Origin of the sequence: Bradyrhizobium sp. LA6.8, from assembly GCF_040547935.1 — a bacterium.
In the GTDB taxonomy this organism is placed as follows: Bacteria; Pseudomonadota; Alphaproteobacteria; order Rhizobiales; family Xanthobacteraceae; genus Bradyrhizobium; species Bradyrhizobium barranii.
In genome coordinates, this window is record NZ_JBEPQQ010000009.1 from 87,654 (window position 1) to 110,731 (window position 23,078).

At 64.0% G+C, this 23,078-nt stretch carries 22 protein-coding genes; 16 read left to right on the forward strand and 6 right to left on the reverse strand.

Annotation, left to right across the window (positions count from 1 at the left end):
- Positions 1-69: 69 nt before the first annotated feature.
- Positions 70-345, forward strand: a complete 276-nt coding sequence (locus tag ABIA90_RS34580) for a hypothetical protein (protein WP_259256627.1) — start codon at positions 70-72, stop codon at positions 343-345.
- Between the two features lie 44 nt (positions 346-389).
- Here ABIA90_RS34580 and ABIA90_RS34585 read toward each other — a convergent pair whose 3' ends face one another.
- Positions 390-1,364, reverse strand: coding sequence for a quinone oxidoreductase family protein (locus ABIA90_RS34585; protein WP_071911763.1), 975 nt, complete (start codon positions 1,362-1,364; stop codon positions 390-392).
- 227 nt (positions 1,365-1,591) lie between these two features.
- Between ABIA90_RS34585 and ABIA90_RS34590 the strand changes: the two genes are divergently transcribed.
- The 3 genes from ABIA90_RS34590 (at position 1,592) to ABIA90_RS34600 (ending at position 4,268) form a co-directional block, all read left to right on the forward strand.
- Entirely contained in the window at positions 1,592-1,789 is a 198-nt protein-coding gene (locus ABIA90_RS34590; protein WP_028152902.1) for a hypothetical protein, read from the forward strand.
- Between the two features lie 146 nt (positions 1,790-1,935).
- Complete coding sequence (locus tag ABIA90_RS34595; protein WP_028156663.1) at positions 1,936-2,883, forward strand: AAA family ATPase; 948 nt, start codon at positions 1,936-1,938, stop codon at positions 2,881-2,883.
- A 5-nt stretch (positions 2,884-2,888) separates the two neighbouring features.
- A complete protein-coding gene (locus tag ABIA90_RS34600; protein ID WP_354120429.1) occupies positions 2,889-4,268 on the forward strand; it encodes a vWA domain-containing protein in 1,380 nt (459 codons plus the stop codon).
- A 25-nt stretch (positions 4,269-4,293) separates the two neighbouring features.
- On the opposite strand, the gene ABIA90_RS34605 is transcribed toward ABIA90_RS34600, so the two are convergent.
- On the reverse strand, positions 4,294-4,476 hold the full coding sequence (locus tag ABIA90_RS34605) for a hypothetical protein (RefSeq protein WP_028152900.1): 183 nt from the start codon (positions 4,474-4,476) through the stop codon (positions 4,294-4,296).
- A gap of 365 nt (positions 4,477-4,841) precedes the next feature.
- Here ABIA90_RS34605 and ABIA90_RS34610 point away from each other — a divergent pair, with 365 nt between their 5' ends.
- Entirely contained in the window at positions 4,842-5,063 is a 222-nt protein-coding gene (locus ABIA90_RS34610) for a hypothetical protein (RefSeq protein ID WP_028152899.1), read from the forward strand.
- Between the two features lie 85 nt (positions 5,064-5,148).
- Here ABIA90_RS34610 and map read toward each other — a convergent pair whose 3' ends face one another.
- Positions 5,149-5,901 (reverse strand): type I methionyl aminopeptidase, encoded by a 753-nt coding sequence (map, locus tag ABIA90_RS34615; protein WP_354120500.1) that lies wholly within the window; start codon positions 5,899-5,901, stop codon positions 5,149-5,151.
- A 183-nt stretch (positions 5,902-6,084) separates the two neighbouring features.
- Between map and ABIA90_RS34620 the strand changes: the two genes are divergently transcribed.
- Complete coding sequence (locus ABIA90_RS34620; RefSeq protein ID WP_063982032.1) at positions 6,085-7,404, forward strand: dicarboxylate/amino acid:cation symporter; 1,320 nt, start codon at positions 6,085-6,087, stop codon at positions 7,402-7,404.
- Between the two features lie 8 nt (positions 7,405-7,412).
- Here the strand turns inward: ABIA90_RS34620 and ABIA90_RS34625 are convergent, their stop codons facing one another.
- Complete coding sequence (locus ABIA90_RS34625) at positions 7,413-8,786, reverse strand: hypothetical protein (RefSeq protein WP_354120499.1); 1,374 nt, start codon at positions 8,784-8,786, stop codon at positions 7,413-7,415.
- A gap of 101 nt (positions 8,787-8,887) precedes the next feature.
- Complete coding sequence (locus ABIA90_RS34630; RefSeq protein ID WP_354120428.1) at positions 8,888-10,162, reverse strand: allantoate amidohydrolase; 1,275 nt, start codon at positions 10,160-10,162, stop codon at positions 8,888-8,890.
- A 399-nt stretch (positions 10,163-10,561) separates the two neighbouring features.
- On the opposite strand from ABIA90_RS34630, the gene ABIA90_RS34635 reads away from it, so the two are divergent.
- From ABIA90_RS34635 to ABIA90_RS34660, 6 genes are read left to right on the forward strand one after another with little or no spacing between them, the layout of a single operon-like run.
- The gene (locus ABIA90_RS34635) at positions 10,562-11,674 is read left to right on the forward strand and encodes a BMP family ABC transporter substrate-binding protein (RefSeq protein ID WP_039152669.1); all 1,113 of its coding nucleotides are present in this window, start codon (positions 10,562-10,564) and stop codon (positions 11,672-11,674) included.
- On the forward strand, positions 11,671-12,783 hold the full coding sequence (locus ABIA90_RS34640; protein ID WP_354120427.1) for an ABC transporter permease: 1,113 nt from the start codon (positions 11,671-11,673) through the stop codon (positions 12,781-12,783). The genes ABIA90_RS34635 and ABIA90_RS34640 overlap by 4 nt, the downstream gene beginning before the upstream one ends.
- Before the next feature lies 1 nt (position 12,784).
- Complete coding sequence (locus tag ABIA90_RS34645; RefSeq protein ID WP_007601468.1) at positions 12,785-13,711, forward strand: ABC transporter permease; 927 nt, start codon at positions 12,785-12,787, stop codon at positions 13,709-13,711.
- An 11-nt stretch (positions 13,712-13,722) separates the two neighbouring features.
- A complete protein-coding gene (gene biuH / locus ABIA90_RS34650) occupies positions 13,723-14,406 on the forward strand; it encodes a biuret amidohydrolase (protein ID WP_354096633.1) in 684 nt (227 codons plus the stop codon).
- Positions 14,403-15,935: an ABC transporter ATP-binding protein gene (locus ABIA90_RS34655; RefSeq protein ID WP_354120426.1), complete on the forward strand. Its 1,533-nt coding sequence runs from the start codon at positions 14,403-14,405 to the stop codon at positions 15,933-15,935. The genes biuH and ABIA90_RS34655 overlap by 4 nt, the downstream gene beginning before the upstream one ends.
- A 13-nt stretch (positions 15,936-15,948) precedes the next feature.
- Positions 15,949-16,434, forward strand: a complete 486-nt coding sequence (locus ABIA90_RS34660; protein WP_354120425.1) for a nucleoside deaminase — start codon at positions 15,949-15,951, stop codon at positions 16,432-16,434.
- A 178-nt stretch (positions 16,435-16,612) separates the two neighbouring features.
- Here ABIA90_RS34660 and ABIA90_RS34665 read toward each other — a convergent pair whose 3' ends face one another.
- Entirely contained in the window at positions 16,613-17,722 is a 1,110-nt protein-coding gene (locus ABIA90_RS34665) for a hypothetical protein (RefSeq protein ID WP_354120424.1), read from the reverse strand.
- 574 nt (positions 17,723-18,296) lie between these two features.
- On the opposite strand from ABIA90_RS34665, the gene ABIA90_RS34670 reads away from it, so the two are divergent.
- The 4 genes from ABIA90_RS34670 (at position 18,297) to ABIA90_RS34685 (ending at position 23,001) form a co-directional block, all read left to right on the forward strand.
- On the forward strand, positions 18,297-19,868 hold the full coding sequence (locus ABIA90_RS34670; protein ID WP_354120423.1) for an ABC transporter ATP-binding protein: 1,572 nt from the start codon (positions 18,297-18,299) through the stop codon (positions 19,866-19,868).
- Positions 19,852-20,943 (forward strand): ABC transporter permease, encoded by a 1,092-nt coding sequence (locus ABIA90_RS34675; protein ID WP_354120422.1) that lies wholly within the window; start codon positions 19,852-19,854, stop codon positions 20,941-20,943. The genes ABIA90_RS34670 and ABIA90_RS34675 overlap by 17 nt, the downstream gene beginning before the upstream one ends.
- Positions 20,930-21,847 (forward strand): ABC transporter permease, encoded by a 918-nt coding sequence (locus tag ABIA90_RS34680; RefSeq protein ID WP_354120421.1) that lies wholly within the window; start codon positions 20,930-20,932, stop codon positions 21,845-21,847. The genes ABIA90_RS34675 and ABIA90_RS34680 overlap by 14 nt, the downstream gene beginning before the upstream one ends.
- 77 nt (positions 21,848-21,924) lie before the next feature.
- On the forward strand, positions 21,925-23,001 hold the full coding sequence (locus ABIA90_RS34685) for a BMP family ABC transporter substrate-binding protein (RefSeq protein WP_354120420.1): 1,077 nt from the start codon (positions 21,925-21,927) through the stop codon (positions 22,999-23,001).
- Positions 23,002-23,078 lie beyond the last annotated feature (77 nt).

Below are 23,078 nucleotides of genomic sequence, written 5' to 3' on the forward strand. Positions count from 1 at the left end.
TTGACTTAATTCTGTTTTTCGGAAATACTCTGCCGCGCTCCCGGCTACGGGGCGCGGCAGGATCGTTTCATGCAGTATTTCGTCGTGATGATCGACTATGGGCGGCGCGGACGCGAGGCGGTCGTCGATCCCGAAATCACAAGGCGCGAGGTCATCTCCCGCGTCGCTTCGGGTGAATATCGAAACATCTCGTTCATCCACGAAATCGCGGAGAATGCGGTGGAGGACGTGACCGAGGCCATCCTGACCGAGGCCGCCCTCCCCCAGGTTCCGCCGGAAGAAGTCGACCTCCAGGCCATCCGCCTCGATCACGCCCGCGACCTGCGCAAGCACGAGAAGACGTGACGCAGGCCCAAGCGGGCTGCGTCACTTCACTGCCCGGCCGGAGATCACACCGTGAGAACGGTTGATCCCGTGGTCTTGCGCGCAGCGAGATCGGCATGCGCTTTGGCGGCATCCTTCAGTGGGTAGGTCTGGTGCACCTCGATCTTGACCGCGCCGGACTTCACGACGTCGAACAGCTCGTTCGCCATCGCGACCAGGGCCTCGCGCTTGGCAGCGTAGGTGAACAGCGTCGGACGGGTGACGTAGAGCGAGCCCTTCTGCGCGAGCAGACCGAGGTTGAGCGGCTCGACAGCGCCGGAGGACGCACCGAACAGCGCGGCAACACCGAGCGGCGCAAGACAATCCAGCGACTTCAGGAACGTATCCTTGCCGACGGAATCATAGACCACCGGCACCTTCTTGCCGCCCGTGATCTCGTCGACGCGCTTCACGAAATCCTCGCGCGTATAGATGATCACATGATCGCAGCCATGTGCCTTGGCGAGCTTTGCCTTCTCGTCGCTGCTGACGGTGCCGATCACCGTCGCGCCGAGATGTTTTGCCCACTGGCTCAAGATGAGACCAACGCCGCCGGCCGCGGCATGGAGCAGGATGGTGTCGCCGGCCTTCACGCGATAGGTCTGCCGGATCAGATATTGCGTGGTGAGCCCCTTCAGCATCATGGCCGCCGCGGTCTTGTCATCGACACCGTCGGGCAGCTTCAACAGCCGGTCGGCCGGGATCAGCCGCGCCTCGGAATAGGCTCCGAGCGGCGAGGCGCCGTAGGCAACGCGATCACCGGGCTTCAAATCGGTGACACCGGCCCCGACTTCCTCGACGACGCCGGCACCCTCACTGCCAAGGCCGCTCGGCAATTGCACCGGATACACACCGGAGCGGTTGTAGATGTCGACGAAGTTGAGGCCGACCGCCGTGTGGCGAATGCGCGCCTCGCCCGGCCCGGGCTTGCCGACACTGACTTCCTCCCAGACCAGGACTTCAGGACCGCCGGTCTTGTGAAAGCGAATGGCATGCGTCATGGGCGTTGCTCCCTTATCGTTGCAGTGAAGGTCCGTGGAAAACGGATCGGCCTGTGAAATAGGAATTCGGTCGGCCCGTTACAGTACAGAGACGTAACAAGAATGTCACAGCGAACGACAAACGCCTGCCGTTCCGCCTCTGTTCGAAAGAGTTGATGACGGCACCGGCGCGTTCCGGCAGTAGCCTTTTCGCGGGGTTTGGTGGTCGCCTGCGAAGGAGAGCCGAGATGCCAGCTTATGTACAGCATCATCAGGACATCGAAATCGCGCCTGTAATTTGTCCCGCCTGCATGGGGTTCCTGCCGATGTACGTCCGCGAGGTCGAACCGCATTGGGGCCTTGCCAGGATCGACTTCGTTTATGAATGCGCGGACTGCGGCGCGGAAGTCCGGCAGACCATCCGCAAGCCGGAGCTGCGGCACTGACCGCACGATCAGCCATCGCTTAAGTATTTGCGCTGAACGGAAAAAGCGACGTTCAGCGCGGGTCAGGCCGTCCCAAACGAGGCTTGTTCTTTGCCGGGAACGCAGGCAGAACAAGCCCCAAGCAAGACCTTTGGGAGCGCCCTTTCGTGGCTGAACAGAAGGCCTCGACCTCGATCGAGGCAGTGGAGAGCGGCCTCGCCGCGCAGGGCTATATCGCGAGCCGGCAGATCGCGACCGCCGTCTATTTGTCGCAGCAGATCGAGAAACCGATCCTGGTCGAGGGCCCTGCGGGCGTCGGCAAGACCGAGCTTGCCAAGGCCATTGCTGCCTGGCGCGGCATGAAGATGATCCGCCTGCAGTGTTACGAGGGCCTCGACGAGGCCAAGGCGCTCTACGAGTGGAAATACGCAAAACAGCTTCTCTACACCCAGATCCTCAAGGACAAGCTCGGCGAAGTCCTCGGCGGCGCGCAGACGCTGCATGCCGCGCTCGAGCAGCTCCATGATTTCGGCGACGTGTTCTTCTCCAAGGAGTTCGTCGAGCCGCGGCCGCTGCTCCAGGCGCTGGAGCAGCCGGGCGGCTGCGTGCTGCTGATCGACGAGATCGACAAGTCCGACGCTGAATTCGAATCGCTGCTGCTGGAAATCCTCTCCGATTTCCAGGTCACGATCCCGGAGCTCGGCACGGTCGCGGCGATCACGCCGCCGACGGTGATCCTCACCTCGAACAGCGAGCGTGACCTCGGCGACGCCCTGAAGCGGCGCTGCCTGCATCTGCATATCGGCTTCCCCGAGCAGCGACTCGAAGAACGCATCGTCGAGAGCCGCGTCTCCGGCATCTCGCAGGCGCTGCGCCGGCAGATGGTCGGCTTCATCCACGAGATCCGCTCGCTCGACCTGAAGAAGCTGCCTTCGGTCAGTGAGACCATCGACTGGGCGCGCGTTCTGGTTCTACTTCAGGCCTCGGAGCTCGATACGGACATCGTCAAGGACACGCTCAATGTGCTCCTGAAGTACGAGGCCGACATCGAGGCAGCAACGCCGCAAGTTACGACCTTCATTGCCAAGGCGGCACGGTCCAACGTCTTCGGTTGACGCCGATGCGCGAGAATCTCCATCGTTTCTTTCGAGCGGCGCGCGGTGCCGGCGTGCATGTCTCGCCCGCCGAAAGCATCGATGCGATGCGCGCAGTCAACCAGGTCGGCTTTTCCGACCGGGCCATCCTGCGCGATGCGCTGCTCCTGACGCTCGCCAAGTCGCAGGACGAGAAGCTCGCCCTCGGCGACTGCTTTGATCTCTTCTTCAGCCAACCAGAGCCGCGGCAGGATCAACCCGAGGCCGACGACAACGACGACGCATCGCAGGACGCGGATCAAACCCCCTCGCCCGGCTCGGCCAGTGAAGCAGGCGAAGGCCAGCCTTCCGAAGGATTAGGCCCGCTTGCGCAGATGCTGCTGTCGCAGGATCGCAACGCGATCGCAGCCGCGATCGCCAGCGCTTCCGGCGCGGCTTCGCTGTCCGACATCCGCTATTCGACTCAGCGCGGGATCTTTTCCAGCCGCATCCTCGACGCCATGGGCCTTCAGCGCCTGCGCGACGATCTCGACGCGCTCACCGCGACCAATCCGTCGCTGGCCGAGCGTCTGCGCGGCGCGCTGGACGCGTTGCGAGAAGCAGTCCGCGACACGGTCTCGCAAGGCCTTGCGCTTTATGCCCGCGAGGAGGCCGAAAACCTCCGCAACGAGATCCTGCGCAACGCGCCTCTCGCCCGCATCGAGCGGCGCCAGGTCGCGGAGATGCGCGCCCTCATCCGCCAGATCGCGCGGCGCCTGCGCGAGCGCTACTCGAAGCCGCGCAAGCGTCAGCGCCGCGGCCATCTCGACGTCCGCCGCACACTGCGCCGCAACGCGGCCTGGGGCGGCGTGCCCTTCCTCACCGCGTGGAAGCGCAAGCACCGCGACCGGCCGAAGATCGTCGCAATCTGCGACGTCTCAGGCTCGGTCGCGCAGGTCTCCGATTTCTTCCTGCTCCTGATCCACTCGCTGCACGAGGTGGTCGACGACGTCCACTCCTTCGCCTTCTCCTCGCATCTGATCGAGGTCAGCGAGATCCTGGAGAAGAAGTCGCCGGAAGAGGCGATGGCCGAGATCATGTCCAAGGTCGGCTTCGGCTCATCCGACTACGGCTCTTCGCTCGTCGATTTCGAGAAGGGGTTCATGAGCACGCTGACGCCGCAGACCACGGTGATCGTGCTCGGTGACGCCCGCAGCAACAATCTCGACCCGCGCGCCGACATCCTGCGCCGCATCTCCGAACGCTCGAAGCGCGTGGTCTGGCTCAATCCCGAAGGACGGCTCGCCTGGGGCTTCGGTGATTCCGAGATGCCGCGCTACGCGACCTTCTGCACTGTCGTGCGCCAATGCGCCACCGCACAGCAGCTCGAACGCGCCGTGTCCGACATCGTGGCGACTTATCAGTAGACGGCAATCACGTCCGCCGCCGGCGTCAGGCGGCAGTCAGCTCGGCCTGGACGAGGTTGCACTCCCGAAAGTGATGCGCAATTTCGTCGAGCGCGCGCTGCTCCCATTCCTGGGCCTGCGCGAGCCAGAACGCCCGTCGCTCCGAATCCAGCGCCGCGCGCTCTCGGCAGAGGAATTCCTGACTGCGAATTGCCATCAGCCTATTCATGCACTCACACTCCTGTCGTGTGAAGCCAATCCCCTGCGAATCAACGTAGCAGAGTCCAGTCAGAGTCCAATCGCCCTCGCTTCACGATTTCTGTGCATATCGCGACGCGCAATGGGACAGTGATGCTTCCCGTGCACTGCGGTAACTCTCGCCGCACGATCAAGCGCACATCATCAATTAGTGATCGGAGACCGGGACGATTTTCGTGCGCGAACGATCTTAACTGTTGTGGCGCAATGAAGTGCGGCAATTCGTGAAGAGAGGTTCTAAACAGCTTACCGAATTCCCGACTCATTGTCGTCGCATGGTGTTCATGCGGCGCCGCTAACAGAGGCTCGCGAACTTGGACTATCGCTTGAGGCAACATGAGCAACGACATCGACTTCGATCTTTCGCCGGACCAATGGGAAGCGCTGAAAGCGCTTCGCAACCCCGTGTCGAATGGTCGCCTCTCGAAGGCCTATCTCGTCGAAGGTCTCGTCAAGCTCGGTCTCGTTGTTGTCAATGACGGCGTACCTTCGATGACGCCAACCGGACGCAAGGTGCTGGTGCGCGGATCGTGCCGGCTACTGGATCTCGTGGCGTGACGAGACTGTCCGCGCAATAGCTCCGCATGATCGCCTGAAGAATAATCTCTTGCGTTCCCGCTGACGGCGCGTCGCGGGGACGACCTCAACCCGCCAAGGTAACGATCAAAGGTCCATTTCGGGTTGCGACAACCGTGTGCTCGTACTGAACGGTAGGCGCCTCGGGGCTGCTGTAGAGCGTCCATGGATCGTCATCACCGTTCTCGGCCCACTCCGCGCCAAGCGACAGGAACGGCTCGACGGTGAACACCAGGCCATCGCTCATGATGCGGCGCTCGGAGCGATCGGGCCATGTCGCGATCTCCGTCGGCTCCTCGTGGAGCGACAAGCCGACACCGTGACTGGCTAGGTTCTTGACGAGCATGTAGCCGTTTTTCCGCGCAAACGTCCCGATGGCTTGACCGATGCCGGCAATCGGCTTGCCGGCTCCAACCTGCCGCAGGCCCGTCCACATCGCCCGCCGACCATCCCTGCAAAGACGTTCGATCGAACGGGTCGCGGGCGGAACGGCGAACGAGGCTCCCGTATCGGCAAAGAAGCCGCTCTTCTCGGCCGAGACGTCGATGTTGACGAGGTCGCCACGCTCGATCCGCCGGGCACCCGGGATGCCATGAGCGATCTCTTCGTTCACGCTGATACAGGTTGCGCCAGGAAAGGCATAGGCCAGTTCCGGCGCCGAACGCGCTCCGGCGGCCTCAAGGAGCTCTCGTCCGATCCGGTCGAGTTCCGCGGTAGTCATGCCGGGCTCGAGGGCCTTCCCCATCGCCTCAAGGGCATTGGCGACGATACGCCCGACCTCTTTCAGGCAGATCAGATCGTTCTCATTCGAGATTGTCATATCAGGCTCTTGCGAAAGCCGGGACATAGCTGTTGCGATGCCGACTTGCAAACGGAAGAGCGCGCGCAGGAATCCTTGGATTTTGCGGCGCCCTGGATGACTTCCAGGACCAAGCCGCGACAATCTGGCACGGTTGTTGCTCCTTTTTGACATCCAAGACGCGTCAAACCGGGGGAGTCCACCATGTCGACCATCACCGCGGCACCTACCGCCGAGCCGAAGCCGCTCTACACCTCGCTGTTCGTCCAGGTTCTCGCCGCGCTGGTGCTTGGCGTCATCCTGGGGATGGCCGTTCCGGACTTCGCCATCGGGCTCAAGATCCTCAGCGATGCCTTCCTGAAGCTGATCTCGATGATCGTGGCCCCGATCGTGTTCTGCGTCGTCGTGCACGGCATTGCCGGCGCCGGCGACCTCAAGAAGGTCGGCCGGGTCGGCGTCAAGGCGCTGGTCTATTTCGAGGTGATGACGACGGTCGCCCTCGTGGTCGGCCTGCTGCTCGCCTATCTCTTCGGCCCCGGCCACGGCATGAACATCGATCCCTCGACGCTCGACGCCAAGGCGCTCAACACCTATGCCGACAACGCCCACAAGCTGTCCGGCGGCGGCATCGGCGCCTTCCTGATGAACGTGATCCCCAGCACCTCGTTCGATGCGCTGTCGCGCAACGACGTGCTCCAGGTGCTGTTCTTCGCGGTCCTGTTCGGTGTCGGCCTTGCGCTCGTCGGCGGCGAGAAGGGCGCGCTGGTCACATCGATCATCGACGCAGCCTCCACCGTGCTGTTTCGGGTCATGGGGCTGATCGTGCGGGTCGCGCCGCTCGGCGTGCTCGGCGCGGTCGCCTATACCGTCGGCAAATACGGTGTCGGCTCGCTGAAGCAGCTCGTTTCGCTGGTGATGCTGTTCTACGTCTCGGTCGGCATCTTCGTGCTGGGCGTGCTCGGCGGCGTGATGGCGCTCGCCGGAATCAACATCCTCAAATTCCTCGCTTACTTGCGCGAAGAGCTGACCATCGTGCTCGCGACCGCGTCCTCCGATGCCGTGCTGCCGCAGATCATGAAGAAACTGGAGCGGATGGGCGTGAAGGATTCCGTCGTCGGCCTCGTCATCCCGACCGGCTATTCCTTCAACCTCGACGCTTTCTCGATCTACCTGACGCTCGCCGTCGTCTTCATCGCGCAGGCGACCAACACGCCGCTGTCCTTCGGCGACCTCCTGCTGGTGCTCGGCGTCTCGCTGATCACGTCGAAGGGCGCGCACGGCGTGCCGGGCTCGGCGATCGTGATCCTGGCCGCGACGCTCAACGCGGTGCCGAGCATTCCCGCCATCGGCCTCGTGCTGGTGTTGTCGGTCGATTGGTTCATCGGCATGGCCCGCGCGGTCGGCAACCTCGTCGGCAATTGCGTGGCGACGGTGGTGGTCGCCGCCTGGGAAGGCGATCTCGACCGCGCCAAGGCGGCCAAGGTGCTGGAGGGCGGCGAGCTGGTGGACGTGACGGCGGGGTAGCCCGCGGATCAATCATTCCACTGGAGGAGCGGCGTTCCATACGCCCTCCTCCAGACCGACAGGAAGCGCGGAAACCAGGAGTGCGCCACGGCGCCCTTATACGCCCAGGTGCGATACTTCAGGCCCTGCTCCGAGATCAGCTCCTGATAGCCGCCATGGACCTCGGTCGCGGTCCGAATGTCCTTCAATATCCCCTGCGCGCAAGCCCGATAGGTATCGCTCCCTGAGGCTTCATCAAAATCCAGCATCCGATCCGCGAATTCGACATTGAACGTCGGCCACGACGAACGCCCCTGATAGGCCGGCGCCGCGATCTTGTGGATCATCTTGTTCCGTGGATTGTCCGCGGACACCAGGAAGTGGAACGTGCTGGGGATGCGAAATCGCGGCTCGGCGATGATCAGATCCGTCGTAGCCGCAAACAGCGCCCGCTCGCTAGCATCGTTCATGTCCCAGAAGCCGCGGTGCACGCTGACGAAATCCAGGGCCACCAAGGACACCGGTGCGCCCGCCGGGCCGTCAAGCGAATGCCTGATATAGCCGTCCTTGCCGAACAAACGGAGCAGATCCCTCTTGTACTGCGCAAGGTCGCGACCGAGCAGCCGCTTCAGTTCGTTGTCGTCGACGATCCCGAGCTGCACGCCCCACACGAACGTCGTGTAGACGCAGGCGTTGGTGACGAAGCGCCTGCGCTCGGCCCGCGTATCCGTTGCCGCAGAGCGAGGCCCGCCGGCATCGCATAGCAAATACCTGGTGCCATCAGTGTCAAATGGCTCCAGTTCGCTCGCAAGCCGGAGGATCGCTCGCTTCAGGTCTGCGCCATACTCGGCCAGCAACAGGCGGCCGGCATGTGCGCATTGCGACATCGCCAGATAGGAAGACGCCCTGTCGTCGGCACCTATCATCTGCTGGAGACCGGCGAGAATGCCGAGCAGCGTGTCCGAGGGCCGCGAGAAATAATTCACGCCGAGGTACCGCCCACGTCCCGCAGGGACGATGGTCGTCGTGACCACGTCGGCGCGAACCGCCTCCAGCAGGAGGCGAACGCTCTTTTCGAGCAGGCGCGCCCGGCGCACTGCGTCCTGCGAATCCATGATGGTTTCGGGATCGAGAACGTCGGGATAAAACCAGGCGAAGTCGCGCGGGTAATAGGCGGAAGCATGTGGCGCCCCCGTGACGAGGAAGGCCTCGGTCACCGAAAAGGCGCTGTCCATCGAGTGCCGGTAGAGATCCTCGATGTCCGACAACGCATGATGCGATTGTCTCAGGAAGCGATCACCGAGAAAATTGACCGCCTGAAGCGCGTTGGCGACGAAGGTCGCAGCCATCCCCTGGTAGAACCGGTTTTCACGATGCGATGGAAAAGAGATGTCGCTGTTCATATGCGTCAATCGGCTGATGTCTCGTGACCCCGTGATGGCGGCCACCATTTTAAACATGACTGATTCGTATCTCTACCCGGTGACTTGCGGGCTTCAGGCAATCACTTCGCGCCGGCGCGGCCCTCCCGCGGCCTGAAATTCTCGATCACCCGCAGCAGCACGCGTGCGCCGGCGTCGGCATCGGCGAGCTCGACGTGCTCGTCCGCGTGGTGGCTGATGCCGCCGCGGCAGCGGACGAAGATCATGCCGACATCGGCGATATCGATCATCGCCATGCCGTCGTGCCCTGCCCCGCTCGGCAGCTCGAACACCGACGCGCCTTCGGCAGCGATCGCCTGCGCGATCTGGTCCTTCAACCAGGGTGCGCAAGGCGCGGTGCGGTTCTCGTGAGTGACGTCGAGCTGAAGCGCCAATTGCCGGCGTTTTGCAATCGCCTCGATCTGGCGGACGATGTCGGCGACCGCGCGCTTGCGATGCATGTCGGTCGGTGCCCGCATGTCGATGGTGAAGGACACTTCGCCCGGGATGACATTGGTCGCCCCGGGCCTCGCCTGGATATAGCCGACGGTGCCGACCAGCCCGTCCGCGTCGGTGTGGCAAAACTGCTCGATCGCGCCGATGCATTCGGCCGCGCCGGCGAGCGCATCACGGCGCAGCGCCATCGGCACGGTGCCGGCATGACCGGCCATGCCGGTCAGCCGCGCAGCGAGCCGTGTCGCGCCCGCAATCGCGGTGACGACACCGACGGGCAGGTTCTGGGCTTCCAGCACCGGACCCTGCTCGATGTGCAATTCGAGATAGGCGAGCAGTTCGCGCCGGGCCCGCGCGGCCGCGCCGATGTGATCGGGATCGAGGCCGAACGCGACGAGCGCATCGCGCATCGACACGCCGTCGCGGTCGCGCGTGTTCAGGACGCTCTCGTCGAAGGTGCCGGCCACCGCCCGGCTTCCGAGCAGCGTCGAAGAGAAACGTACCCCCTCTTCATCGGCAAAGCCGATCACCTCGATCGCGAACGGCAGGCGCTTGCCGCGGCGCTTGAGATCGGCGACGCAGGCAATCGCCGTGGTCACCCCCAGCGGCCCGTCCCATTTGCCGGCATCGCGCACCGTGTCGTAGTGCGAGCCGAGCATCAGGCAGGGCGCCCCCAACTGCTCGCCTTCGTAGCGTCCGCAGACATTCCCGATCGCATCGAGACGCGCGTTCATGCCGGCTTCGCGCATCCAGCCCAGGATGAGGTCAGCGGCCTTGCGCAGCTCGTTGGTGAGGTAGATGCGGGTGAGCTTGTCGCCGTCTTCCGAGATCGCGGCGAGCTCGTCGATTCGTCGCACGATCTCCTCGCCGAGCGATGCATTCTGAACGGCGTTACCAGCAACCATCTCGGCGAGCTTCCCATCTCTTGGGACCGCGGCGGCGGCCCTGGCGGCGATCGATACAAGTTCGGTGCCAGCAAAAAATCACGACCGTGGTCCCGATCCGCGCGTGGGTAGCATGAATGCGGGTTGCCGGCAGTTCGTAGCTCCCGCCATGCACACACGCGAGCTGGCCTGGCTGCTCAACTCCATTGCATACAACTTCTATATTTTGCTCAAAAATTAATCTGCCGGCTTACTCGACAGGATTCTGAAAATTTATAAACACGATATTTTTCAATGGCTTCAGATCAATTGACCACTCGGTGGCCTCTGGCACGAAGCTTGCGACATCTTATCCCCGGGCTCCGCCAGACCGGCGCGGCCGCGAGATTAAGGCGGGACATCCGCCAAGGGGAGCGAGCAATGGATTTCGGCAAGATTTCACGACGTCATTTGTTGCAGGGCGGCGCGGCCCTGACCCTCGGTGCGGCAGCGGGCGTCCGTCCCGCCTTCGCGGCCGATACCACCATCGGCTTCATCTATGTCGGCTCGCGCGACGACTACGGCTACAACCAGGCTCATGCGCAGGGCGCGGCGGCACTGAAGAAAATTCCGGGGCTGAAGGTCGTCGAGGAAGAGAAGGTGCCGGAGACCGACGCGGTCGAGAAGACGATCGAGTCCATGATCAACCTCGACGGCGCCACCCTGCTCTTCCCGACCTCGTTCGGCTACTACAACCCTCACATGATCAAGATGGCCACCAAGTTCCCGAAGCTGCGCTTCGAGCACTGCGGCGGCCTGTGGAGCGACAAGGATCCGAAGAACGCCGGCAGCTATTTTGGCTATATCGACGAGGCCCAGTACATCTCGGGCATCGTCGCCGGCTACACCTCCAAGAGCGGCAAGCTCGGCTTCGTTGCCGCCAAGCCGATCCCGCAGGTGCTGCGCAACATCAACGCCTTCGCGCTCGGCGCCAGGCTCGCCAATCCCAAGGCCACCACCCAGGTTATTTTCACGGGCGATTGGTCGATGCCGGTCAAGGAGGCCGAAGCCACCAACAGCCTGATCGATCAGGGCGTCGACGTGCTCACCTGCCATGTCGACGGTCCGAAGACCATGGTCGAGAACGCGGCACGCCGCGGCGCCTTCGTCTGCGGCTATCACACCAACCAGTCGCCGCTGGCGCCGAAGGCGTATCTCACCGGCGCCGAGTGGAATTGGGAAGCGCTCTATCCGAAGTTCGTGAAGATGATCGCCGCCGGCGAAAGCATCCCGAACTTCTATCGCGGTGGACTCAAGGAAGAGATCGTCAAGACCTCGCCCTACGGTGAGGCAGTCTCCGCCGAAGCGCGCAAGCATGCCGACGAGGTCAAGGCCAAATTTCTGTCGGCGGAGGGCTACGCCATCTTCAAGGGCGGGCTGGTCGACAACAAGGGCAAGACGGTGATCGCGGCCGGCACCGATCGCGGCCAGAAGGATCCTGAGCTGGAGAAGATGGACTACCTGGTCGAAGGCGTGATCGGAGCGACTTCGTGACAACGGAAGCCGCGGATTCTACTGAAGCGGCCGGGACAATTGCCCCGGCCGCCGATCCCGGCTTTCTCCAGCGCCACGGCGCGACAATCGAATACATCCTGATCCCGGGCGCGGCGCTGGCCGGCGCGCTCGTGATCTTCGGCATCTTCGTCGCGATGTTCGGCAAGAACCCGCTCGATCTCTATTTTTATATGTACTACGGCGCTTTCGGCACCTGGTTCTCCTGGCAGAATACGTTGACGCGTGCTGCGCCGCTGATCCTCACCGCGCTCTGCACCGCACTGCCGGCACAGCTCGGCATGGTCATCATCGGCGGCGAAGGCGCGCTCCTGATCGGCGCGCTGTCGGCGACCAGCGCCGCGCTGGCGCTTCAGGGCATGCCGCCGCTCGTCGTCCAAATTTCCATGGTCATCGGCGGCGTAGTCGGCGGCGGCCTGTGGATCATGCTGTCGGGCGCGCTGCGCCAGTATCGCGGCGTCAACGAGACCATCTCGAGCCTGCTGCTCGTCTACATCGCGCTCGCGATCCTCAACCATCTTGTTGAGGGGCTGATGCGCGATCCCGCCAGCCTCAACAAGCCGTCGACGCGCGAGATCGGCGCCGCCAACATGATCGGCAGCATTCCCGGCACCGACGTGCATTGGGGCCTCGTCTTCGGCCTGATCGCCGCGATCGCTGCCTACGTCCTGATCTATCACACCGTGTTCGGCTTCGCCGCGCGCGTCGCCGGCGGCAACATCCGCGCCGCAAAGATCGTCGGTCTCGGCGTCAGCAAGCTGATCCTGACCATCTGCTTCCTCGCCGGCGGCGCCGCGGGCCTTGCCGGCATGGTTGAGGTCGCCGCCGTGCAGGGACGCACCAACGCCAACCTTGCGGCGGGCTACGGCTTCACCGGCATTCTCGTCGCCTTCCTCGCCCGGCAGAATCCGCTCGCGATCATTCCCGTCGCGATCCTGCTCGGCGGCATCAGCGCCAGCGGCGGCCTTTTGCAGCGCCGCCTCGGATTGCCCGACGCATCCGTTCTGGTGCTTCAGGGCATCATCTTCGTCTTCGTGCTGGCCAGCGATGCGCTTTACGGCCGCACTGGATTTTTGAAGGGAAAATCCTGAGATGGCAGACGGATCGATCGGGCTCTGGACTGTCCCGCTCGCCGTGCTCGGCGGCGCCATCCGCGTCTCGACGCCGTTCCTGTTCGTGAGCCTGGGCGAATGCATCACCGAGCGCTCCGGCCGCATCAATCTCGGCCTTGAGGGCACGCTGGTGATGGGCGCGATGAGCGCCTACGGCATCTCCTATCTCACGGGCTCGCCCTGGCTTGGCGTGCTCGCCGCCGGCATCACAGGTGCACTGCTGGGCGCATTGCACGCCGGTATCTGCTCGCTGCCCCGCGTCAACGATATCGCGGTCGGCATCGCGCTGATGCTGTTCGGCACCGGCCTTGCCTTCTATCTCGGCAAGCCGCTGATCGAGCCCACCGCGCCGCGGCTGCCCGCGATCGATTTTGGCTGGTGGAGCGACATCCCGCAGGTCCGCGCCGCGCTGCGCGTCAACGTCCTGTTCCTGATCGGCGTCGCGCTCGCGCCAATCCTCTATTGGGCCTTCCGCACCACGCGCTGGGGCCTTTTGATCCGCACCGCCGGCGAGAGCTCCGATGCCGCGCGTGCGATGGGCCATTCCGTGCTGCTGATCCGCCTGCGCGCGACCATGGTCGGCGGCTTCCTCGCCGGCATCGGCGGCTCGTTCCTGTCGCTGTTCTATCCCGGAAGCTGGAACGAAGGCCTGTCCTCGGGACAAGGCATCACCGCCGTGGCGCTCGTGATCTTCGCGCGCTGGGATCCCCTGCTCTGCCTGTGGGCCTCGCTCGCCTTCGGCGGTGCCGCGGCCCTGGGCCCTGCGCTGCAATCGGTCGGCGTCACCTCCGGCTATCACCTCTTCAACGCCGCCCCCTACATCCTGACGCTGGCGATCATGATCATCACCTGCTCGCCGAAACGCACACTGACCGGAGCCCCGGCCGAATTGTCGATCACCCGTTAGAGAACGAAATCATGCCCGAGCGCTATATCAAGTCCGAGCCCTACGCCTGGCCCTACAATGGCGATCTCCGCCCCCAAAACACCGCGCTCGTCATCATCGACATGCAGACCGATTTCTGCGGCATCGGCGGCTATGTCGACAAGATGGGCTACGACCTCTCGCTGACGCGGGCGCCGATCGAGCCGATCAAGAAGCTGCTCGCGGCGATGCGCGCCCAAGGCTTTCACATCATCCATACCCGCGAGGGCCATCGCCCCGATCTCTCCGACCTTCCCGCCAACAAGCGCTGGCGCTCGCGCCAGATCGGTGCCGGCATCGGCGATCCCGGTCCCTGCGGACGTATCCTCGTTCGCGGCGAGCCCGGCTGGGACATCATCGAGGAGCTGGCGCCGCTGCCAGGCGAGCCCATCATCGACAAGCCCGGCAAGGGCTCGTTCTGCGCCACCGACCTGGAGCTGATCCTGCGCGTGCGCGGCATCGAGAACATCGTGCTCACGGGCATCACGACCGACGTCTGCGTTCACACCACGATGCGCGAGGCCAACGACCGCGGCTTCGAATGCGTCCTGCTGCACGATTGCTGCGGCGCGACCGACAAGAGCAATCACGACCATGCCCTGAAGATGATCAAGATGCAGGGCGGCGTGTTCGGCGCGGTCTCGACGTCGGACGCCTTCATCGGAGCTATTTCGTGATCATCGGCGACACGCCGCCGCCAGCGGGCGCCTTCGGCATCGACGCCATCGCCATGACCATGCGCTTCGGCGACTTCCTCGCGCTCGACAATGTCGAGCTGAAGGTGCGGCCGGGCTCGTTCCACGCGCTGCTCGGCGAGAACGGCGCCGGCAAGTCGACGCTCGTCAAATGCATCATGGGCTATTACCACGCGACCGAAGGCGACATCCTGGTCGGCGGCCGCGAGCAGGCGATCGCAAATCCAAAGGACGCCCACGCGCTCGGCCTCGGCATGGTCTACCAGCATTTTACCCTGGTGCCGGCCATGACGGTCGCCGAAAACCTCGTGCTGGCCCGCGACGATGTGCCGGCCGTGGTGAACTGGTCGAAGGAGATGAAGGAGCTCGAGGCTTTTCTGGCGCGGATGCCGTTCAAGGTGCCGCTCGGCGCCAAGGTCTCCGACATCTCCGCCGGGGAGCGGCAGAAATGCGAGATCCTCAAGCAGCTCTATCTGAAGCGCCGCTTCCTGATCCTGGACGAGCCGACCTCGGTGCTGACGCCGGCGGAGGCCGACGAAGTTCTTGGCATGCTCCGCGACATGGTCGTCAAGGGCGAGCTGACCATCCTGATGATCACGCACAAATTCCGCGAGGTCATGGCCTTCGCCGACGACGTCACGATCCTGCGCCGCGGCAAGCTCGCAGGTGCCGGCAAGGTTTCCGAACTCACACCGGATGCGATGGCGCGAACCATGATCGGCGCCGAAGAACTGACCGTGCAGCCGCCGCGCACCGGCGAAGCCGGCAAGGCGCGTTTGGAGCTGGAAAAGCTCCGCGCGCTCGACGATGCCGGCGCCATGGCCGTCCATGACGTCTCGCTCACCGTGCGCGCCGGCGAGATCGTCGGCATCGCTGGCGTCTCCGGCAACGGCCAGCGTCAGCTTGTCGAGGTGCTGGCCGGCCAGCGCGAAGCCGAGAGCGGCGAGATCCGCGTCGCAGGCGATCCCTATCACGCCAGCCGCGAAGAGATGCGCCGCCACAAGATGTCGCTGCTGCCCGAGGAGCCGCTGAAGAACGCCTGCGTCGGCGGCATGAGCGTCGCCGACAACATCGCCTTCCGCGAATTCGATCGCGCGCCCTTCGCAAGCCTCGGCTGGTGGCTCAACCGCGGCGCCTTCCGCGACGATGCCAGGAAGAAGATCGGCCAGTACAAGATCAAGACCCGCACCCCGGACACGCCAATCTCGGCGCTGTCAGGCGGCAACGTCCAGCGCGCCGTGCTGGCACGCGAGCTTGGCGGCAACGTCGAGGTGCTGATCGCGGCCAATCCCTGCTTCGGCCTCGACTTCGCGGCGGTGGCGCAGATCCACGCCGAGATCATGGCCGCCCGCAACCGTGGCGCCGCCGTGCTGCTCGTCAGCGAGGATCTCGACGAATTGCTCGAACTCTCCGATCGGCTGGTGGTGATGTTCCACGGCGAATTCGTGTATGAAGCACGAACCAGCGAAGCCGATCTGACCGTGGTCGGCCGGCATATGGCGGGGCATTGACCAGAGACGAGCGATGAGCGGCGGATCCGAGCGCGACGAACACTTCCTCCGCCTGTCCTTTACGGTCGCCCGCCGCTCGCTCACCCATGGCAACCATCCGTTCGGCTGCGTCGTCGTCGATGCCGATGGCAAGGTGCTGATCGAGACCGAGAACGGCTACATGCCCGACCACGACGGCACTGCGCATGCCGAGCGCCTCGCGGCCACGCAGGCCTGCCGTAGGTTCGACCGCGAGGTGCTGGCGAAGGCCACGCTCTATTCCTCCGCTGAACCCTGCGCGATGTGTGCCGGCGCGATCTACTGGGCCGGCATCGGCCGTGTGGTCTACGGCCTCAGCGAGCACCGCCTGCGCGGCGTCACCGGCAACCATCCGGACAACCCCACGCTCGACCTGCCCTGTCGCGAGGTCTTTGCCAGCGGCCAGCGATCGACGGAAGTCGTCGGGCCGCTGCTTGAGGACGAGGCCGAGGCGCTGCACGACGGCGTGTGGACCAAGTAGCGAGCTCAACAACTCGACTTCGTAGGGTGGGCAAAGCGAAGCGTGCCCACCGATAACTAACTATCTGGGAAGATGGTGGGCACGGCGCATTGCGCCTTTGCCCACCCTACGCTCGGAAACGCTAATAACGCCGCGCATTCCTGCGCGGCGTTATTCAAACCTGGAGACATTCAGTCGATCAGAACTTCACAGTGACGCCACCGTACACCGTGGACTCGGTGCAGCTGTTGGTGCTCTGGCCGGTCGCGGCGACCGTGCAGACGCCGGGCATGGCGTTGTGGTCGAGGCCGAACTTGTTCTGCCAGTAGCGATAGGCAACCCAGAGATCGACGAAGTGCGAGTACTTGTCACCCCAGGCGGCCTTCGAAGCGTCGAAGGTCAGACGGATCGGTTCGCTGTTCAACTCGACCTTGGAAGCAGTAGAGAACCGGCCAGGGCCGGAGAGCGCGGGAAGGCCGTTCGAGTCGCCCTTCGCTCCATACCAGCCGGCGCGGCCGCTGATCGACCAGAACTGCATGTTCGGCGGCAGGAAGCCGAGGTCCATGTAGTAGTTGATTTCGACGGCCCAGGTCGGGTTGTAGCTGACATTGCCATCGGAGTTACAGCTCACACCCGAGAGGGGGCCAGCAAAACCGCTGCCGCACTGAGTGAAGGCGTTGTGGTTGGAGAACTCCCAGTACATCAAGGGCGCGACGTTGATGTAGCCCTTGTAAGGAAGGTCGAAGGCGAACTGGAGACCGGCAACGACGTCCCGCTTCGCGGGCGCCAAGAAGGTGTTCTCGGAATTGCCATCCATACCGACTTCAAACGAGATGTTCTGCAGCGGCCCCGTGGTGAAGGCCTTGGTGTTGAAGAGCTGGTTCCAGCCGAAGGTCGAGCGGAACAGGCCGTAGATCTCGGTCGCGCCGGCGCAGTCGGCTGCACCGAAGGAGGAGGACAGACCAGGTGCGATACAGGGCGAAGCAGGGTCGTTATGACCCGACTTGAACATGGAGATGGTGAAGAAGTTGGTGCCGTAGGCCCAGAGGTCGAAGTGCGTGAACGAATAGACCTGCTTGGCGGTGGTACCGTTGATGCTGCCGTTCGGATTGACGCTCCACATGCCGGGGTCAGTGCCCTTGGGCATCCAGGAGAACGTGACGCGGTTGTCGATCACCAGGAAGAACGGGACGTCCGACGCTTTCTTGGCAGCCTTGACCGGCAGGTCCGCCGCCTGAGCCAGGCCACTGGTAGCGAGTGTAGCAATCGACAGCGCCGCGGCTGCGATTGCCTTGAAACCAAACGACATCCTGAATACCCCCAAGTTTGGACACGTAAAAATGAACGCCCCTTGGGTGCGACACTTGCGCCGATCTCCCGGAGTGAGAAGCCTCAACTTTTTTCAAGGCATGCCGCTTGTTTCGGCAGGAGGCGGCCTTTCAACCCAGGAATTCGAGGATTTTTTCCGTTTCGCTGCTGCGTGCGTGCGGTGACGCGATGCCGAAGATTCCCGTTTGATTTCATTTGTCTTTTGTGGCGGCGCAAGAATGCAGACACAATTGACGACAGCGGCCGTTGGCCCGGTCGGGAATTGCATACGCGCGCCGGCGCGACTTTGCTCAACTTCACGTCAGGCCTGCACAGCGGGTTCCGATTTGGTTTGAGCCGTCACAAATTTGCAACAGGCGTCTCTCGCAGGAGGCCGCCGCAATGGCTCTCCCTGATGTCGGTTGGAGACGATCATCGACTGACAAGGGCCGCGACTCGCGACACAGACCGCCTGCCGAAGCGTTGAGCAAGGGATGACGCTTTTTCACATCTTACGCGACGGTTCAAACTAGCCCACAATTGAGGCACTTCACCCCGTGCCAGCGCATCAGCGAATGTTAGACCAGACGTCCAACGACCTGCATTCCGGCGAGCCCCCTCTGCTTCAGACGATCGGGCTCACCAAGCGCTATGGTGATTTCCTCGCCAACGATTCCATCGACATTGGTATCTGGTCCAAGGAAATCCACGCTCTGCTCGGCGAGAACGGCGCCGGCAAGTCGACGCTGGTCAAGGCGATCTACGGGCTGATCCAGCCCAGCGCCGGCGAGATCCGCTGGCAGGGCCACCCCATCGTGCTGTCGGGTCCATCAGAGGCGCGCAGCCGCGGCATCGGCATGGTGTTCCAGCATTTCTCGCTGTTCGACAATCTCACGGTCGCCGAGAACGTCGCGCTCGGCCTCGACGGCAGGGAATCCTTCAAGGACATGTCGGCGCGGCTGGAGCAGGTGTCGAAGACCTATGGACTGCCGCTCGATCCCAGGCGCGAGGTCTGGCAACTCTCGGTCGGCGAGCGCCAGCGCATCGAGATCGTCCGCGCGCTGATGCAGGATCCGAAATTCCTGATCCTGGACGAGCCCACTGCCGTGCTGACACCGCAGGAGGCCGACCAGCTCTTCATCGTGCTGGAACGCCTCAAGGCCGAAGGCCGCGCCATCCTCTACATCAGCCACAAGCTCGACGAAGTGAAGCGGCTCTGCGACACCGCCACGATCCTGCGCGGTGGCAAGAAGGTCGAGACCTGCAATCCCCGACTCGAGACCGCGGCCTCGCTCGCGCGGATGATGGTCGGCGGCGAGATCAGGGAAGTGAGAGCACCGGCAGGCCGGAAGACCACCGTGCCGCGACTCGTCGTCAACGACCTTTCACTCGCGCCGAGCGAGGCGCATGGCGTGCGGCTCGAGCACATCTCGTTCGAGCTGAAGGGCGGCGAGATCCTCGGCATCGCCGGCGTCGCCGGCAACGGCCAGGACGAGTTGTTCGCCGCGCTCTCCGGCGAGCGCCTGTCGAACGACCCCGGTACCGTCGTGATAGAAGGCATCGCCGCCGGCCACCTCTCGATCACCCGGCGCCGCAAGCTGGGCGCGGCCTTCGTCCCGGAGGAACGGCTCGGCCACGGCACCGCGCCGCGCATGAAGCTGTCGGAGAACGCGCTGCTGACCGGGCACGCCGCCAGCGGCATGGTCCATCACGGCTTCATCGACACCGCGGCGACACTAAAGACCGTGGACCGCGCGACCGAAACGTTTGACGTTCGCAAGGCCAAGCGGGATCCGGAAGCTGCGAGCCTGTCCGGCGGCAATTTGCAAAAGTTCATCGTCGGCCGCGAAATCCTGCGCAACCCCGCGGTGCTGGTGGTGAGTCAGCCGACATGGGGCGTCGATGCCGGCGCCGCCGCCGTGATCCGCCAGGCGCTGCTTGATCTCGCAACCGCAGGCGCCGCCGTGCTCGTCACCAGCCAGGATCTCGACGAGCTGGCCGAGATCGCCGACCGCATCGCCGTGATGTTCCATGGCCGGCTGTCGCCGCCGCTTGCAACAAGCGAAGCCACGCGCGAAAAACTTGGCCTGTTGATGGGGGGCAGCAGCCTGGAGCCGAAGGAGGCCGCGCATGCAATTGGTGCTTGAGAAGCGCGTCGAGCGCTCCAACACGATCGCGCTGGTCTCGCCGCTGATCGCGATCGGGCTGACGATCGCCACCATGACCATCCTGTTCGCGATCCTCGGCAAGAATCCGCTGCTCGCGCTGCACGCCTACTTCATCGCGCCGTTGACCGACGGCTATTCGCTGCAGGAGATCGCGGTGAAGGCCACGCCTCTGGTGATGATCGCGATCGGACTGTCGCTTTGCTATCTCGCCAATGCCTGGAACATCGGCGCCGAAGGGCAATTCCTGATCGGCGCGGTGGCCGGAAGCTGGATCGCGGTGAAGACGCAGGGCACCGATGCCGGCGCCTGGGTGCTTCCGGTCATGCTCGTGCTCGCCGCCGCAGCAGGCGCGCTCTATGCGCTGATCCCGGCGATCTGCAAGGTGAAGTTCGGCGCCAGCGAAATCCTGACCAGCCTGATGCTGGTCTATGTCGCCGACCTCTTTCTCGACTATCTCGTGCGCGGCCCCTGGCGCGATCCGCACGGCTTCAACTTCCCGACCACCGCGGAGTTCGATCCGGTCGCAACGGTGCCGCTGCTGATCGAAGGCGGCCGGCTGCATCTCGGCTCGATCATCGCCCTGCTCGTCGTCGCGGCAGCCGCGATCCTGCTCGGCCGCACCATCAAGGGCTTTGAGATTCGCGTGGTCGGCGCGGCGCCGCGCGCCGCACGGTTCGGCGGCTTCAACGCCAACCAGCTGATCATCCTGACTTTCGCTGTGTCGGGCGCGCTCGCCGGGCTCGCCGGCATCATCGAGGTCGCGGGTCCGGTCGGGCATCTCCAGCCCGGCATCTCGCCAGGCTACGGCTTCACCGCGATCATCGTCGCCTTCCTCGGTCGGCTGAACCCGCTTGGAATACTAATTGCAGGCCTTTTTCTCGCATTGACCTTTATCGGCGGCGAGCAGGCGCAGATCGCGATGAAGATCCCGTTGGACGTCACCAAGGTATTCCAGGGCATCCTGCTGTTCTACGTCCTCGCCTGCGATTCGCTCATTCTCTATCGCTTCAAGCTGGTTTTCCCGAACCGACAGGTGACCCGTGGAACTGGTTGAAGCCATCATCCTCGCGGTGCTCGCCGCATCGACCCCGCTCCTGATCGCGGCGACCGGCGAGCTCGTGACCGAGCGCTCCGGCGTGCTCAATCTCGGCGTCGAGGGCATGATGATCGTCGGTGCAGCCTGCGGTTTTGCAGGTGCGTGGCTCACCGGCTCGATCTTCTTCGGCGCGCTGTTCGGCATCGTCGCGGGCACGCTGATGTCGCTGGTGTTCGCGCTGATGACGCTCGGGCTCGCCGTCAACCAGGTTGCAACGGGTCTCGCGCTGACCATCCTCGGCGTCGGCCTGTCCGGCCTGATCGGCGCCGGCTTCGTCGGCGAGCGCATCACGCCCGCGATGCACCTCTATATTCCCGGCCTCACGGATATGCCGCTGATTGGCCGGGTGCTGTTCGGCGAGGACGCCTTCGTCTATTTCTCCATCGCGCTCGTCGTCGGCGTCTGGTGGTTCCTGTACCGCACGCGGGCGGGGTTGATCTTGCGCGCCTGCGGCGACAACCATGTCTCCGCGCATGCGCTCGGCTACCCCGTGCTGCGCATCCGCACCTTCGCCGTGATGTTCGGCGGCGCCTGCGCAGGCCTTGCCGGCGCCTATCTGCCGCTCGCCTACACGCCGTTCTTCATTCCCGGCATGACCGCGGGCCGCGGCTGGATCGCGCTGGCACTGGTCGTGTTTTCGTCCTGGCGGCCGGGCCGGCTCGTCGTCGGCGCCTACCTGTTCGGCGCGGTGACGATCCTGCAACTGCACGCGCAGGGCTGGGGCGTCGGCATTCCCTCGCAGTTCATGTCGGCGCTGCCTTACCTCGCAACCGTCATCGTTCTGGTCCTGCTCTCACGCGCGCGCACCGGCGGCTCGACCGCGCCGGCCGCGCTCGGCACCGTGTTCGTGCCCGACCGCTGAGTTTCATTTCCGCGGCGTGCGCGATGGGGCGCGTACGTTGCGGATCGTGGCTGTCCCCTGATGTTTGGAGATTGATGATGAGGAAATCACTTCTTGCGCTGGCTGCCGGGCTTTTGCTTGCCGGAAGCGTCAGTGCAGCCTCCGCCGCCGAGAAGCTGAAAGTCGGCTTCATCTATCTGGGTCCGATCGGAGACTTGGGCTGGACCTACCAGCACGACCTCGCGCGCCAGGCCCTGGTGAAGGAGCTGGGCGACAAGATCGAGACCACCTATCTCGAGAACGTGCCCGAAGGTCCCGACGCCGAGCGCTCCATCGAGCAGCTCGTTCGCGCCGGCAACAAGCTGATCTTCACGACCTCGTTCGGCTACATGGACCCGACGCTGAAGGTCGCCAAGAAATATCCGAACGTGCATTTCGAGCACGCCACCGGCTACAAGCGCAACCCGAACATGTCGACCTACTCGGCCAAATGGTGGCAGGGCCGCTACATCCAGGGCCTGATCGCGGCCAAGATGTCGAAGTCCGGGGTGCTCGGCTATATCGGCTCGTTCCCGATTCCGGAGGTCGTCTCCGGCATCAACGCGACGATCCTCGCGGCGCAGACCATCAACCCGAACATCAAGGTCAAGATCATCTGGGCCAATACCTGGTTCGACCCGGGCAAGGAGGCCGACGCCGCCAAGGCGCTGATCGACCAGGGCGCCGACGTAATCATGCAGCACACGGATTCGCCGGCGGCGATGCAGATTGCCAGCGAACGCGGCAAGCTCGCCTTCGGCCAGGATTCCGAGATGATCAAGTTCGGGCCGAAGACCCAGCTCACCTCGATCCTGGACACCTGGGGCCCTTATTACATCGAACGCGTCAAGGCCGAGCTCGCCGGCACCTGGAAGTCCGAGGACAGCTGGGGCGGCCTCGACAGCCACATGTTCGCGATGGCGCCCTACACCAACATGCCTGACGACGTGAAGAAGCTCGCCGAGGATGCCCAGGCCGCGATCACAGCGGGCAAGCTGCATCCATTCAAGTGCCCGGTCGTTGGGCAGGACGGCAAGCCGGTCGAGTGCAAAGGTGGCGATCACCTCGATGACGGCCAGATCCTCGGCATGAATTTCTACGTCAAGGGCATCGACGACAAGCTTCCGGGCAAGTAGCACGCTTCTTGCATTGCCTAGATCACCTGCTCCTCCCGGAGGAGGTTCGGAGGGGGTGGCCAGAAGCACCCGGCACT

Bases quoted from the DNA above. Each gene is read 5' to 3' on its own strand.
- ABIA90_RS34580 (WP_259256627.1), top strand. From the start codon at position 70: ATGCAGTATTTCGTCGTGATGATCGACTATGGGCGGCGCGGACGCGAG.
- ABIA90_RS34585 (WP_071911763.1), bottom strand. From the start codon at position 1,364: ATGACGCATGCCATTCGCTTTCACAAGACCGGCGGTCCTGAAGTCCTG.
- ABIA90_RS34590 (WP_028152902.1), top strand. From the start codon at position 1,592: ATGCCAGCTTATGTACAGCATCATCAGGACATCGAAATCGCGCCTGTA.
- ABIA90_RS34600 (WP_354120429.1), top strand. From the start codon at position 2,889: ATGCGCGAGAATCTCCATCGTTTCTTTCGAGCGGCGCGCGGTGCCGGC.
- ABIA90_RS34605 (WP_028152900.1), bottom strand. From the start codon at position 4,476: ATGAATAGGCTGATGGCAATTCGCAGTCAGGAATTCCTCTGCCGAGAG.
- ABIA90_RS34610 (WP_028152899.1), top strand. From the start codon at position 4,842: ATGAGCAACGACATCGACTTCGATCTTTCGCCGGACCAATGGGAAGCG.
- map (WP_354120500.1), bottom strand. From the start codon at position 5,901: ATGACAATCTCGAATGAGAACGATCTGATCTGCCTGAAAGAGGTCGGG.
- ABIA90_RS34620 (WP_063982032.1), top strand. From the start codon at position 6,085: ATGTCGACCATCACCGCGGCACCTACCGCCGAGCCGAAGCCGCTCTAC.
- ABIA90_RS34625 (WP_354120499.1), bottom strand. From the start codon at position 8,786: ATGAACAGCGACATCTCTTTTCCATCGCATCGTGAAAACCGGTTCTAC.
- ABIA90_RS34630 (WP_354120428.1), bottom strand. From the start codon at position 10,162: ATGGTTGCTGGTAACGCCGTTCAGAATGCATCGCTCGGCGAGGAGATC.
- ABIA90_RS34635 (WP_039152669.1), top strand. From the start codon at position 10,562: ATGGATTTCGGCAAGATTTCACGACGTCATTTGTTGCAGGGCGGCGCG.
- ABIA90_RS34645 (WP_007601468.1), top strand. From the start codon at position 12,785: ATGGCAGACGGATCGATCGGGCTCTGGACTGTCCCGCTCGCCGTGCTC.
- biuH (WP_354096633.1), top strand. From the start codon at position 13,723: ATGCCCGAGCGCTATATCAAGTCCGAGCCCTACGCCTGGCCCTACAAT.
- ABIA90_RS34660 (WP_354120425.1), top strand. From the start codon at position 15,949: ATGAGCGGCGGATCCGAGCGCGACGAACACTTCCTCCGCCTGTCCTTT.
- ABIA90_RS34665 (WP_354120424.1), bottom strand. From the start codon at position 17,722: ATGTCGTTTGGTTTCAAGGCAATCGCAGCCGCGGCGCTGTCGATTGCT.
- ABIA90_RS34670 (WP_354120423.1), top strand. From the start codon at position 18,297: ATGTTAGACCAGACGTCCAACGACCTGCATTCCGGCGAGCCCCCTCTG.
- ABIA90_RS34675 (WP_354120422.1), top strand. From the start codon at position 19,852: ATGCAATTGGTGCTTGAGAAGCGCGTCGAGCGCTCCAACACGATCGCG.
- ABIA90_RS34685 (WP_354120420.1), top strand. From the start codon at position 21,925: ATGAGGAAATCACTTCTTGCGCTGGCTGCCGGGCTTTTGCTTGCCGGA.